The organism is Georgenia sp. SYP-B2076, from assembly GCF_003991205.1.
In the GTDB taxonomy this organism is placed as follows: domain Bacteria; phylum Actinomycetota; class Actinomycetes; order Actinomycetales; family Actinomycetaceae; genus Georgenia.
The window spans coordinates 134835-147495 of the sequence record NZ_RXOZ01000032.1 but is presented as its reverse complement, the minus strand read 5'-3'; the positions used below and the strand labels follow the sequence as shown (position 1 = coordinate 147495).

The window sequence follows — 12661 nt, the reverse complement described above, 5'->3', positions numbered from 1 at the left end:
ACCACCGCCACCGCAGGGCGCCTCCGCCCTCCCCACCGAAGGACAGTCATGACCTCCTCCCGCAAGACTCTCGCCGGCGTCTCCCTCGCCGCCTCCCTCGCACTGGGCCTGAGCGCCTGCGGCTCGGCCGCGGGCACCGACGCCGCCCCCACCGACGGCAGCCTGGGCACGATCACGGTCGGCGCCCTGGCCGTGCCGGCGGGCGACATGCTCAAGTACGTCGCCGAGGACCTCGCCCCGGACGCCGGGCTGACCGTCGAATACCAGGAGTTCAGCGACTACAACACGCCGAACGTCGGTCTCGTCGACGGTGACGTGGACGCCAACCTCTTCCAGAACGAGACCTTCCTCAAGACGTTCAACGAGGCCAACGGCGAGGACCTGGTCAGCGTCGGCAAGGTGTACCTGCCCCCGATGGCCCTGTACTCCAACGACTACGACGCGGTCGAGGACCTGCCCGACGGCGCCACCGTCGCGATCCCCAACGACCCGACGAACGAGGGCCGCGCGCTCAAGCTCCTCGCCGAGCACGGCCTCATCGAGGTCACGGAGAACCCGATCACCATCGCGGACATCACGGCCAACCCGCAGAACATCGAGTTCACCGAGCTCGAGAACGCCACCCTGCCCCAGGCCGTGAACGACCAGGACGCCGCGATCGTCACCGCGGCCTTCGCCCTGCCGGCAGGCCTGACCACCGACCAGCAGCTCGTCGTCGAGGGCACGGACAGCAACTACTTCAACGTGCTGGCCACCACGCCCGAGCTCGCGGACGACCCCCGCATCGCGAAGCTCTTCGAGCTCCTGACCTCCGACGAGATGAAGACCTGGCTCCAGGAGGAGTACAACGGCGTGATCGTCCCCGCCGAGTAGTTTCCGCGCGTTCCCTGCGCGCCACCGAACTGCCGCGTGCCGGTCCCCTCGGGGGCCGGCACGCGGCAGCTCGCCGGGCAACAGCGCGGTCGAGCCGCCGGGCGGCGGGGCCACCGCGGCCACCGGGCCATCGGGCGGCGGAGCCACTGGGCTACCGGGCTGCCGGCGCGCGTCCGCCCGGGGCGGTTACCTGGTGCCCGCCGCCGCGCCGGCGGCGGAGCGGCGCAGCGCGGCATGGAGGCCCGTCAGGGTGAGCACACCGGCGCGCTCCCCGGCGCCGTCGACGACCGGGACGACGCCGTCGGGGCTGGCCGCCAGCGCCGAGAACGCCGCCTCCAGGCTGTCGCCGAGCTGGACGGTCCGGACGGCGTCGCCGGACGCCCGGCCGGTGGCCGTGTCGCCCACGTCGACCGGTGCGGGACCGTCGGCCGCCGCCTCGACGTCGGCAGCGTCCAGCGTGGCGAGGCTGAGCATCCGCACGGCCCGCGCGTCCCCGATGAACCCCTCGACGAACGCCGTCGCGGGCTGGGCCAGCACGGTCGCCGGCGGGTCGAGCTGCTCCAGGCGACCGCCCTGGCTGAAGACGGCGACCCGGTCACCGAGCAGTACCGCCTCGTCGATGTCGTGGGTGACGAGGAGGACCGTGGTCCCCAGATCCTCGTGGATCCGGCGGAACTGGGTCTGCAGGCTCCGGCGGCCCTCCGGGTCGACGGCCCCGAAGGGCTCGTCCATGAGCATCACCTTGGGGTCGGTGGCCAACGCCCGGGCGACCCCGACGCGCTGACGCTGCCCGCCGGAGAGCTCGTGGGGGTAGCGCGGCCCATGCACCGCCGGGTCCAGGCCGACGAGCGTGAGGAGCTCGGCCACCCGGTCGGCGGTGCGCCGCCGGTCCCACCCCAACAGCCGGGGCACGGTCGCGATGTTCTGGGCGACCGTACGGTGAGGGAACAGCCCGACGTTCTGGATGACGTACCCGATGCCGCGGCGCAGCTGCACCGGGTCCTGGTCCGCCACGTCGGCGCCGTCGAGGAGCACCCGGCCCGAGGTGGGCTCCACGAGCCGGTTGACCATACGCAGCAGGGTCGACTTCCCCGAACCCGACGGACCGACGAGCGTCAGCAGCTCGTCCGCCTGCACGTCCAGGTCCAGGCCGCCGACGGCCACGGTGCCGTCGGCATAGGTCTTCGCCACATCCTCGAACCGGATGAGCGGGGGACGGTGGGGTGACGGCATCCCCCGACGCTACCGGCGCGGGCGCTCGCACAGGTAGCGTCACCGTGTGCGCCCCATGTCCACCGCCGCCGCGGCCAACCCGTGGTTCTCCTGGCGGTACCTGGAGAACAACTGGTCCGACATCGTCGCGTACACCGGCCAGCACGTCAGCCTCACCGTCCAGGCCATGCTGATCGCGCTGGTCGTCGCCCTGCCCCTCGGGCTCCTCGCGCGCACGCGCCCAGCGTTCGCCGGCGCCATCCTTGGCACCTCCGCCGTGCTCTACACGATCCCCTCCCTCGCGCTGTTCGGCCTCCTCGTGCCGTTCACCGGCATCGGCCGCACCACCGTGCTCATCGGGCTGGTGGCCTACGCGATGCTGGTGCTGGTCCGCAACATCCTGGTCGGGCTGCAGGGGGTCCCCGGTGAGGTCCTCGACGCCGCGCGCGGCATGGGGTACTCTCCGCGCCGCCAGCTCATGACCGTCGAGCTGCCCCTCGCCCTGCCGGCGATCATCACCGGCGTGCGGCTGGCCACGGTGACGACGGTGGCGCTCGTGACCGTCGGTGTCGTCGTGGGCTACGGCGGGCTCGGTCAGCTGATGTTCCGGGGCTTCACCTCCAACTACCGCGCGGAGATCCTCACGGCCACCGTGCTCTGCCTCATCATCGCGCTCGCCGCGGACGTGCTCCTCATCGCCGTCGGGCGCATGCTGACGCCCTGGGTGCGCCGGAGGGTCTCGTGACCGTCATCGGTGACGCCGTCCGCTACCTCAACGACCCGCTGAGCTGGACCCGGCCGGGCGGGATCCTCGACCTGCTCGGCGACCACCTGTGGATGACCCTCGTCGCCGTGCTCATCGGCGCCGTCATCGCCCTGCCCCTCGGGCTGTGGCTCGGTCACACCGGCCGCAGCGGCACCATCGTCGTCGGGACCGCGAACCTCACCCGGGCGCTGCCCACCCTCGCGCTGCTCTACATCTTCACGGCCGCGCTGGGGCTGGGGCAGCTGCCCACCATCCTCGCGGTGGCGATCTTCGCCGTGCCGCCGATCCTCTCCAACACCTACACGGGCCTGCGGGAGGTGGACCCGGACGCCCGCGACGCCGGGCTGGGCATGGGCATGTCCGCGACGCGCCTGCTCGTCTCGGTCGAGCTGCCCCTCGCCCTGCCGCTCATCGCGGCGGGGCTGCGCACCGCCGCGGTCCAGGTGGTCGCCACCGTCTCGCTCGCCTCCCTCGTGGGCGGCGGCGGCCTCGGCCTGATCATCTCCAACGGCATCTTCACGCAGCGGTTCGGCCAGGCCCTGGCAGGTGCCTTCATCGTCGTGGTGGTCTGCCTGGGCATCGAGGGGACGCTCGCCCTGCTGCAGCGGCTCCTCACCCCGGCCTCGCTGCGGGCGGGGATGCGTTCCCGGGCCGGGCGCCGGGGCCGCGGCGCGGCACCGGTGGCGGCAGAGGCCTGACCACGCGCTTCGGGGAGGCGTCACTGCACGCTCCGGGAGGTCTCACCGCACGCGCCCACGTTCAGAAGGGCGGCGGTTCCTCCCGCGGTTCCAGCGGCGTGACCGTGCCGTCGGGGTTCTGCCGGTACCGGTGTCCGCTGGGGGTGGTCCAGACGAACGTGCCGGGCGTGGGCTGCTCGAGGGTGAAGGCGCCGAACGACTTGACCTGATGGTCGCGCTTGCACAGCGGGCCGAGGTTGTGGTCGGCGGTCGTCCCGCCCTGGGACGCGGGGATGGTGTGGTCGAGCTCGGCGTGGTCGGCGGGGACGGAGCAGATGGGTAGGACGCAGGTCTTGTCGCGGGCGCGCACGTGTCGCACCAGGTCGGCGGGTGGTCGGTACCTGGTGCGTCCGACGTCGAGGACCGCTCCGGAGAGCGGGTCTGTGACGATGCGCCGCCACGTCCCCCCGGCGGCGAAGGCGCGCGCGACCGAGGGGACCACCGGTCCGTACCTGTCGAGCTCGGCCACCTCGGCGGTGGGTGTGTCCCCGATGGTGGCGGCCGGGTCCTCGCCGGGGGCGGGTTCGGGCCGGTCAGCCGGGGGAAGTGCGACGGAGAGCGGGACGCTGAGGCGGATCTGGATGTGGTCGGGGGACAGGCGAAGCGGCGGACGGGCGCGTACCGGCGGTTCGTCGCGCGCTGTGGAACCAGGGGCCGGGTCGACCCGGGCAGGGGGAGGGGCGCTCGGGTCGACGTGGGCATCGGGGGCCGGTCCGATCCAGCCGGTGGCCAGGGCCTGCGTGGCCAGCTCGATGAGCGCATCGAAGCGGAGCTGGTCCAGGGTTCGCGAGTCGCCGTCGTTCTTCGCGGCCTGGGCCTGGCCCTCGGCGACCAGGTCGAGGGCGACGAGCTGCTCCGCCGGTCCGTACAGGCGCTTGCTCGCCATCCCGTCCGGCAGGGGACGCATGCGCTCAGCCTGACGGCGGCGCGTGGCTGCAACATGGCGGTGGTGGGCGTCGTCGGGATCGACGGCGATCAGCGCCCGGTTGAGGTCCCGCACGAGCTGAGGGTGGGTGCGGGTCCCCGCGTGAGGAAGGACCTCGTCCTGGACGAACCAGGCGACGGCGCCGGGGTGCACCCACAGGGTCGTCACGATGGTGGTGGCCTTGCGCAGGTCGATCTCGCCGCGTTCGAGCGCCTCCCCGGTTGGGGCGAACACGCCCGTGAACGCCTCACCGACGTCGATGGTGCGGTTCGCCTCGGCGCGGGTCATGCCGAGGCGCATGGCGAGCTCCTCGGCGGCGACGTTGAGCTCCTTGCGTTCGCCGGAGGGCAGGAGCCGAGCCGGGTTCATCGACTCACGCGTGGCGACCTGCGCCGCAGCGGCTGCGGCGAGGGCGGCCGAGCGGGCCTCCTGTCGCTTGTGGGCTGCGACGACCTCGACGGCGGTGTAGTCGTCAACCTCCGAGATGTCGATCAGCTCGAGCAGGGCGGCAAGGTCCGCGCCGGGCGCAAGCTCCCGCAGGGTCAGCCCGAGGGGCCGTCCGGACCGACCCGTGCCCGCGGGTAAGCCGGCCCCATGCGCCTCACACCGGCCGAGGAGACACGGGATGCATCCGGGTGCGTCCCCCGCGGGCTGCTGGTCTACCGTCGTCTCGGCCATAAGTCGAACATACGTGCGACCACTGACATCCGCGTGGCCGGGCACGACGGCCTGGGGACGGAGCCGAGCGGCTCACTGTGCTCGCCCGGGAGTGCAGCGCCGTCGCCCGCGTGCCGGCCCCGTCGTCAGCAGCGCGTGCCGGCATCGTCGTCAGCGGCGCGTGCGCGCCCAGCGATACGGCAGGTGCCGCGCGCGTCACGATCAGACCTCGACTTCGCGGCTCCTCGCGCCGACCGCTTGCGCGGGGCGGCGTCGCAGGATCGAATGAGCCGTCGACAACGCCCCGGGTGCTCCGGGCCAACAGGAGGTCAACCATGCGCCGCACGCTCACCGCCGCCCTGAGCGGGCTCGCCGTCCTGGCGCTCGCCGCCTGTGGTTCGCCGGGCTCCGCGGGTGGCGGTGCTCAGACGTCGAGCGCGTCCGGGACCGCCGCTGCCGCGTGCTCGCCGGTCGCGGGTGACCAGCTCGTGGTCCTGGAGGACGACAAGCACCTGCAGACGGCCGACAACATCGTCCCTGCCGTCAACGCCGCGGCCGCCGAGCCGGCGATGATCGCAGCCCTCGACGCGGTCTCGGCCGTGCTCGACACGCCGACGCTCATCGACCTCAACAAGAAGGTCGACGTCGAGCGGAACACCTCCAAGCAGGCCGCCGCCGACTACTACGCCCAGGCGGGCATCAAGGTCCCCGACACCTCCGGCACCGGGCAAGTCGTCGTCGGGGCCGGGAACTTCTCGGAGTCGGCCACGCTGGCCGAGCTCTACGCGCTGGCCCTGAACGCGGCCGGCTACACCAGCGAGGTGCGCACCATCGGCAACCGCGAGACCTACGAGCCGGCGCTCGAGTCGGGCGAGCTGACCGTCGTGCCGGAGTACGTGGGCACCCTGACGGAGTTCCTCAACAAGAAGGTCAACGGCCCCGACGCCGCCGAGGCGACCCCGATGGCCAGCGCGGACCTGGCCCAGACCACGAAGAACCTCACCACGCTCGGCGAGAAGGTCGGGCTCACCTTCGGGACGCCGTCCCCCGCGGCCGACCAGAACGCCTACGCCGTCACGACCGCGTTCGCGGACCAGCACGACGTGAAGACCCTCTCCGAGCTGTCCAAGGCCTGCGGCGGCCTCGTCCTCGGCGGGCCGGCCGAGTGCCCCGACCGGCCGTTCTGCCAGCCGGGTCTCGAGAAGACCTACGGCCTGGACATCTCCGAGTTCGTCTCCCTCGACGCCGGCGGCCCGCTGACCAAGCAGGCGCTGACCTCGGGCCAGATCTCCCTGGGCCTGGTGTTCTCCTCGGACGCGGCGCTCGCGGGCTGAGGACCTCCCCGCGAACCAGCGCCTCAGGCGATGACGCTGACCCGGACCAGCCAGTCCAGGGTCTCGAGCCTGTCCGGGCTGTACTCGAAGGAGTACTCCCTCGGTGGCGTGCCCGTGGACGTCACCTTCAGGACGTAGCCCGAGGACTCGGGCACCCCGTCGAACGACATGGTCCAGGAGCACCCGCGGTCGCCGTCGGCGCTGGGCCGGCCGAGCGTGGCCGTGGCGAGCGCGGCGCCGGCGGCGTCCTCGACCCTCACCGTGGCGCCGTCGAAGAACGTGCCCGCGTACTCGTCCGGGGCGCACCGGTCGGACGACGTCGACGAGGCGTCGCTGATGACCACGGAGAGCTGGTGCGTCCGCTGCGTCCCCTGGACGGCGACGTCGGAAATGGTCACGATCGCCGCGCACGCCGCCGCGAGCCCGACGGCCAGGGGCCACACGCGCTTCCACCCGCGCATCCGGGTGCGCCGGCGCAGCGGCCGGCCGGCCCAGGCTGCGGCCCTGAGCAGGGCCGCGCCGTGCCCGGCGTCGTGCGCGTTGTCGTCCATGCCGCCCCCCGGGAGACCCTCGGCTGTCGCCATCGTATGGGGGGCCGTGCGGCATCGCCGGGATTTCGACGCATGTCGCTCAGTCGTCCGCGGCGCGCAGAGGGACGAACTGGTAGGTCCCCGCGACCGAACGGTCCCGCAGCTCCCCGCCGGCCCGGTCGATCACGTGCAGCACGCCGCGCACGGGGATCACGAGGCGGCCGCCGTCGGCGAGCTGGTCGGTCAGCGCCGAGGGCGTCGACCGCGCCTCCGCCGAGACGAGGATCCGGTCGTACGGCGCCTCCTCGGGCCGCCCGACGTGCCCGGGCACGGCCTGCTCGAGGCGGGCCGACGAGCACCCCGCCGCGAGCAGGTTCGCCCGCCCGACCTCGACGAGGTCGGGCTCGATCTCCACGCCGACCACCCACCCGCCGGGGGCTACGAGGCGGGCGAGCAGCGCCGTCGTCCAGCCGGATCCGGAGCCGACGTCGAGGACCCGGTCACCGGGGCGGGCGCCGAGCAGGTGGAGCATGCGCTCGACGGTGCTCGGCTGGGAGCAGGTGGCGCCGCTGCCGATGCGCAGCGCGAGGTCCGCGCGGGCGAACCGGTGCTGGTCGGGCGGGAGGAAGCCGAGGCGGTCGACGGCGGTCATCGCCTCGATCACCCGCGCGGCGTCAGAAGTGCGCCGCAGCCTCCGGCCCGGGCCCATGCCCCATCCTCCCGCCGCCCGGGAGGGGGCGCCCGGCGTGCCCCGGGGGCGCCCGGCGGCGCCGTGCACGGGCGCTGCCCCAGGACCGCGGCCGGCGCCAGGTAGATTCGCGTCATGAGCACCATGACCAGGCTCGCCGCCGTGCGCTGGGGCATCATCGGCGTCGGGGACGTCACCGAGCGCAAGAGCGGGCCGGGCCTGCAGCGTGCGGAGCGCTCCGAGCTCGTCGCCGTCATGCGCCGCGACGGCGCGCAGGCCGCGGACTTCGCCCGCCGCCACGGCGTGCCCCGCTGGTACGACGACGCCGACGACCTCATCGCCGACCCTGAGGTGGACGCCGTCTACATCGCCACCCCGCCCGACAGCCACCGCGACTACACGCTGCGCGCCGCGGCCGCCGGGAAGGCCGTGTACGTCGAGAAGCCCATGGCGCGGACGGCGGCCGAGTGCGAGGAGATGATCGACGCCTGCGAGCGGGCCGGCGTGCCCCTGTTCGTCGCGTACTACCGCCGCGCGATGCCCCGCTTCCTCACCGTCAAGCAGCTGCTCGACGACGGCGCGATCGGCGCGCCGCGTGCGGTGAGCGTGCGGACGCAGAGCCAGCCCGGCATGTGGGACCCGACGCACCTGCCCTGGCGCGTGCAGCCGGAGCTCTCCGGCGGCGGCCTGTTCGTCGACCTCGGCTCGCACACCCTCGACCTGCTCGACTTCCTGCTCGGCCCGATCGGTGCCGTCAGCGGCGCGGCGTCGAACCAGGGCGGCCACTACCCGGCGGAGGACATCGTCTCCGCCACCTTCGTCTTCGTCTCTGGCGTCCAGGGCGTGGGACTGTGGTCCTTCGACGCCGCGGAGAAGCGCGACGAGGTGGAGATCGTCGGGACCACGGGCACGCTGCGGTTCTCCTCCTTCGGCACCGAGCCGCTGGTCCTCCGCACCGCCGACGGCGAGCGGCTCATCGACGCGCCCTATCCCGAGGTGGTGCAGCAGCCGCTGATCCAGGCGGTCGTCGACGAGCTCACCTGGCGGGGGAACAGTCCCAGCACGGGCGAGAGCGCGCTGCGCACCGCCCGGTTCGTCGACACGGTCCTCGCGGGGTACCGGGCGGAGCACGGGATCACCTTCTAGGGCGGGGCTTCCTCCGCGTCGTCGTCCCGCGTGTCATCGTCGGGCCGGTCCCAGACCACCCGGCCCGGCGCGAGGAGCCGGGCGCCGGCGGCGAGGACGTGGGCGCGGCGGGCGCCGTCCGGCATGAGGTGCCAGACCTCGACCCCGTGGGCGAGGACCGCGACGTCGGCCACGAGCCGCCGGTGGCAGCGCCACCACACCGCCTCGGAGCACATGACCGCGGTGCGGGCGGCGGCGGCGCCCTCGAGGAGCTCGGCCATGGCCGCCGCGAAGTCGTCGCCGCGCGTCCACCCGGCGTAGGCGCGGAACGCGGGCACCTGCCACCACGTGTCCGGCGAGGCGGCGGCGTCCTCCTTGCGCAGGTGCCGGCGCCCGCCCAGGCGTTCCTCCCAGCGGTAGTCGATGCCCGCCGCGGGCAGCCAGTCCGCCAGCGCCTCGCGGCGCACGTCCGGGTTGGACCGCGAGCCCGGGAAGCGGCGCACGTCCACGATCCGGGCCACCGACGCCGAGCGCAGCACGTCGGTGAGCGCGTCGCGGCCCAGGGCGGCATGACCGACGGTGAGCAGCACGAGCACCTCCCTGTGGGGTCATCCTGCCGCGGGGGGCTCGGTGGCGCAGGGTGGGAGCCGCGGCGCCGGATGGGCAGGGGCGCGCGGTGGGGTCGCGGCACCGGGCGCTCGTGGACACCCTCGGCGGCCTGTGCGAGGGTGGGCGGGATCTGCCGGGACGATTCCGAAGAGGGAATCCATGGGCACACCGCTGCACGATCCGCCCCGCTGCGCCGCATGGCTGCACCGGCAGGCGCGCGCCGGGTTCGAGGTCGCCTTCTTCCGGGCCGACGCCGAGGGCCACGTCCTCGACGGCTCCACCAGCGCCGTCGAGGACGGCGAGGCCTGGAACGTGAGCTACTCCCTCACGATCGGTCCGGCGGGCGCGACGCGGGGTGCGCGCGTCACCAGCCGCTCGGTGGGGGGCCCCCGCGAGCGGGTCCTCGTTGCCGACGGGGCCGGGCGCTGGTGGGTCGACGGCGAGGCCGCCCCGCGCCTCGACGGCTGCCTCGACGTGGACCTCGAGTCGTCCGCGTGCACCAACGCGTTGACCGTCCGCCGCCTGCGCCTCCCGGTGGGCGGGCGGGCCGCAGCCCCGGCCGCGTACGTCCGCGCCCCCGGCCTGGGCGTCGACCGGCTGGAGCAGGACTACGTCCGCGTCGCCGACGACGATCTCGGGCACCAGCGCTACGACTACGCCGCGCCGGGCCTCGCCTTCGCGTGCCGGCTCGTCTGCGACCGGTCGGGGCTGGTGCTCGAGTACCCCGGCATCGCGAGCCGCGTGGCCGTCGGGGCGCCAGCGTGACGGCAGGGCCGGAGGGGCGCGACCCTCCGCGCGGGACCGACACCGGGGTCGACGCCCGCGTCGGTGGTGCCGCGACCGGCGGCGCCCAGGCCGGGGGCGCCACCCGGGCGCTCGCCGGCGCCATCCTCGTCGCGGTCGTGGTGGTCGCGTTCCTCTCCACCGTCGCCCTCCTGCCGATGGCCCCGCGCCCGGCATACGCCCCCGCGGACACGTTCAGCGCGGGACGGGCGGGGGTGCACATCGACCGCCTCGCGGCCTCGCCACGGACGCCGGGATCGGCCGCGCACGCGCAGGCGCGCGCGTATCTCGCCGGCGAGCTGGCCGGCTGGGGGTGGCGCACGGAGGTCCAGGACGCCGTCGGGCTCGCCGAGCCCGGCGGGCCGGGGACCGTCCGGGTGGCCGCCGTGGCGAACGTCGTCGCCACGCTGCCGGGCGCGGACCCGACCGGGACGGTCATCCTCGCAGCGCACTACGACACGGTGCCGGGCTCGCCGGGTGCGGGCGACGACGGGATCGGCGTCGCCGCGGTCCTCGAGGCGGCCCGGGCACTGGCCGCGGACGACCCGCCACGCAACGACGTCGTCGTCCTGCTCACCGACGGCGAGGAGGCGGGCCTGCTCGGCGCGGAGGCGTTCGCGCGCGGGGTGGCGCCCGGCACCGCCGTCGTCCTGAACCACGAGGCCCGCGGGGCGGGCGGCGCGCCCGCGACGTTCCGCACGACCTCGCCGAACGGCGTCCTCCTGTCGGCGCTGTCCGCGGCGCCCGGCGCGGCCGCCGAGTCCCTCGGCGAGGCGGCGTTCGCGCTCCTGCCCAACAACACCGACTTCACGGCCTTCACCGCTGCCGGCATGCACGGCCTCGACACCGCGATCGCGGCCGGGAGCGCCGTCTACCACAGCCCCCTCGACGACGCCGCGCACCTGAGCCCCGCCTCGTTGCAGCAGATTGGGGAGACGAGCCTCGCGCTGGCGCGTGACCTCGCCCGTCGCGACCTGGCGTCGCTGCCGGACGGCGACGCGCGCACCGTCACCACCCTGCCGTGGGGGTTGCTGCACCTTCCCGTGGCGCAGGAGCTCCCGCTCGCGCTCGCTGCGCTCGTGCTCGCGCTCGCCCAGGTGACGCTCTTGCGGCGCCGTCGGGCCCTCACGCTCCCACGCGCGGCGCTCGGCTCGGTCGCCGCGCTCGTCGCGGTCGTGGCCGCGCTGGGCGTCGCGTACGGGCTCTGGAAGGCGGCCGTGCTCGTGGACCCGGGTCAGGCCTCCGTCGTGGTCGGCGAGCCGTACCGGCCCTGGCCGTACCAGGTCGCCATGGTGCTGGCCGCGCTGGGCGTGGTGCTCGCGCTGTACACGCTCCTGCGCCGCAGCCTGCGGCCGGCGGCGTTCACCGCCGGCGCCCTGCTGTTGCTCGCCCTCCTTCTGGTGGTGCTCGCCGTCGCCGTGCCCGGCGCGTCACCGGCCCTCGTGCTCCCCGTCCTCGCCGCGGCGCTCGGTGCCGTCGTCGCCGCGGTGCTGCCGCCACGCCGCGCGGCTCTGCGGCTGGCCGCCCACGGGGCCGGTCTTGTCCCCGCCGCCGTGATGCTCGGACCCGGCATCCCGACCGCGTTCGACACCGGCCTCGCGTTCGGCGGCCTGATGAGCGCGTTCTTCGCCGCGGTCCTCGCGCTGCTCCTCCTGCCGGTCATCGGGGGTCTCTGGCCGGTGCCCGACCGTGCCCAGGAGCGTCCCGGCGCGCCGGACGAGCCAACCGCGCGCGGCGCCACCGGCCCGGGCCGGTGGCAAACCGCGGCGGTCCCCGGCGCCGTGCTCGCGCTCGCCGCCGCGAGCACGGCCGTCGGCCTGCTGCTCAACCGGGAGGGGTCGACGGAACTCAGGCAGGAACAGGTGACCTACGCCCTGGAGGCCGACACGGGCCAGGCGTACTGGGCCTCGTGGGCCGCGCCCCGGACGCCCTGGGCGCGCTCGGTGCTCACGGAGCGGCCCGCGGCCTTGGAGCACGCCCTTCCCTGGCTGGATGGTGTCCCGGTCGCGCACGGCCCCGCCCCCGTGGCGGACCTGGCGGCGCCGGCGGCGCAGGTGGTGCAGGACGTCACGAGCGACGGGCGCCGCGAGCTGACCCTGCGGCTGGTCTCCCCGCGCGGCGCTCCTACCCTCGGGCTGTGGGTCGACGGCGCGAGCGCCACGGTCCGCGCGGCGAGCGTGGCAGGACGCGAGCTCCCGGTGCGCGGTTCGCAGGGGGACTTCGGCTTCCTCTTCCGCGGCGCGCCGGCCGAGGGTATCGAGGTCCGCCTGGACCTCGACCAGCGCGCCGACGCAGTCGCGCTGCGTCTTGCCGACCTGACCCACGACCTGAGCGCGGCGCCTGCCCTCGCCCCGCCGCCCCACGGGCGCGTCCTCGTGGCGCCGGAGGTCTCGGTCACCACGGCCCTGCGGTACTGACCGTT

Annotated in this window: 12 protein-coding genes; 7 read left to right on the top strand and 5 right to left on the bottom strand. The window is 74.7% G+C overall.

Features of this window, described 5'->3' with window-relative positions:
* Positions 1 to 48: 48 nt before the first annotated feature.
* A complete protein-coding gene (locus tag EJK16_RS13420) occupies positions 49 to 873 on the top strand; it encodes a MetQ/NlpA family ABC transporter substrate-binding protein (RefSeq protein ID WP_127130120.1) in 825 nt (274 codons plus the stop codon).
* 186 nt (positions 874 to 1059) lie between these two features.
* Here the strand turns inward: EJK16_RS13420 and EJK16_RS13415 are convergent, their stop codons facing one another.
* On the bottom strand, positions 1060 to 2106 hold the full coding sequence (locus EJK16_RS13415) for an ABC transporter ATP-binding protein (protein ID WP_127130118.1): 1047 nt from the start codon (positions 2104 to 2106) through the stop codon (positions 1060 to 1062).
* Between the two features lie 55 nt (positions 2107 to 2161).
* On the opposite strand from EJK16_RS13415, the gene EJK16_RS13410 reads away from it, so the two are divergent.
* Positions 2162 to 2830: an ABC transporter permease gene (locus EJK16_RS13410; RefSeq protein WP_127130400.1), complete on the top strand. Its 669-nt coding sequence runs from the start codon at positions 2162 to 2164 to the stop codon at positions 2828 to 2830.
* Positions 2827 to 3549: an ABC transporter permease gene (locus EJK16_RS13405; RefSeq protein ID WP_240646055.1), complete on the top strand. Its 723-nt coding sequence runs from the start codon at positions 2827 to 2829 to the stop codon at positions 3547 to 3549. Before EJK16_RS13410 ends, EJK16_RS13405 begins: the two co-directional genes overlap by 4 nt.
* 61 nt (positions 3550 to 3610) lie before the next feature.
* Here EJK16_RS13405 and EJK16_RS13400 read toward each other — a convergent pair whose 3' ends face one another.
* Entirely contained in the window at positions 3611 to 5191 is a 1581-nt protein-coding gene (locus tag EJK16_RS13400) for an HNH endonuclease signature motif containing protein (RefSeq protein WP_127130116.1), read from the bottom strand.
* 314 nt (positions 5192 to 5505) lie between these two features.
* Here EJK16_RS13400 and EJK16_RS13395 point away from each other — a divergent pair, with 314 nt between their 5' ends.
* Complete coding sequence (locus EJK16_RS13395; protein ID WP_127130114.1) at positions 5506 to 6504, top strand: glycine betaine ABC transporter substrate-binding protein; 999 nt, start codon at positions 5506 to 5508, stop codon at positions 6502 to 6504.
* Between the two features lie 23 nt (positions 6505 to 6527).
* Here the strand turns inward: EJK16_RS13395 and EJK16_RS13390 are convergent, their stop codons facing one another.
* Positions 6528 to 7055 carry a hypothetical protein gene (locus EJK16_RS13390; RefSeq protein WP_127130113.1) on the bottom strand — a complete coding sequence of 176 codons (528 nt, stop codon included), beginning with the start codon at positions 7053 to 7055 and terminating at the stop codon, positions 6528 to 6530.
* A gap of 79 nt (positions 7056 to 7134) precedes the next feature.
* Positions 7135 to 7743, bottom strand: a complete 609-nt coding sequence (locus tag EJK16_RS13385) for a protein-L-isoaspartate O-methyltransferase (protein WP_127130110.1) — start codon at positions 7741 to 7743, stop codon at positions 7135 to 7137.
* A 114-nt stretch (positions 7744 to 7857) separates the two neighbouring features.
* On the opposite strand from EJK16_RS13385, the gene EJK16_RS13380 reads away from it, so the two are divergent.
* On the top strand, positions 7858 to 8868 hold the full coding sequence (locus EJK16_RS13380) for a Gfo/Idh/MocA family protein (RefSeq protein ID WP_205739760.1): 1011 nt from the start codon (positions 7858 to 7860) through the stop codon (positions 8866 to 8868).
* Here EJK16_RS13380 and EJK16_RS13375 read toward each other — a convergent pair.
* A complete protein-coding gene (locus EJK16_RS13375; RefSeq protein ID WP_127130108.1) occupies positions 8865 to 9437 on the bottom strand; it encodes a DUF488 family protein in 573 nt (190 codons plus the stop codon). The two genes, EJK16_RS13380 and EJK16_RS13375, sit on opposite strands and share 4 nt — an antisense overlap.
* 178 nt (positions 9438 to 9615) lie before the next feature.
* On the opposite strand from EJK16_RS13375, the gene EJK16_RS13370 reads away from it, so the two are divergent.
* Together EJK16_RS13370 and EJK16_RS13365 are read left to right on the top strand one after the other, a co-directional pair.
* Positions 9616 to 10221 (top strand): putative glycolipid-binding domain-containing protein, encoded by a 606-nt coding sequence (locus EJK16_RS13370; RefSeq protein ID WP_127130106.1) that lies wholly within the window; start codon positions 9616 to 9618, stop codon positions 10219 to 10221.
* Positions 10218 to 12656 carry a M20/M25/M40 family metallo-hydrolase gene (locus EJK16_RS13365; protein ID WP_205739758.1) on the top strand — a complete coding sequence of 813 codons (2439 nt, stop codon included), beginning with the start codon at positions 10218 to 10220 and terminating at the stop codon, positions 12654 to 12656. The genes EJK16_RS13370 and EJK16_RS13365 overlap by 4 nt, the downstream gene beginning before the upstream one ends.
* Positions 12657 to 12661: the final 5 nt, after the last annotated feature.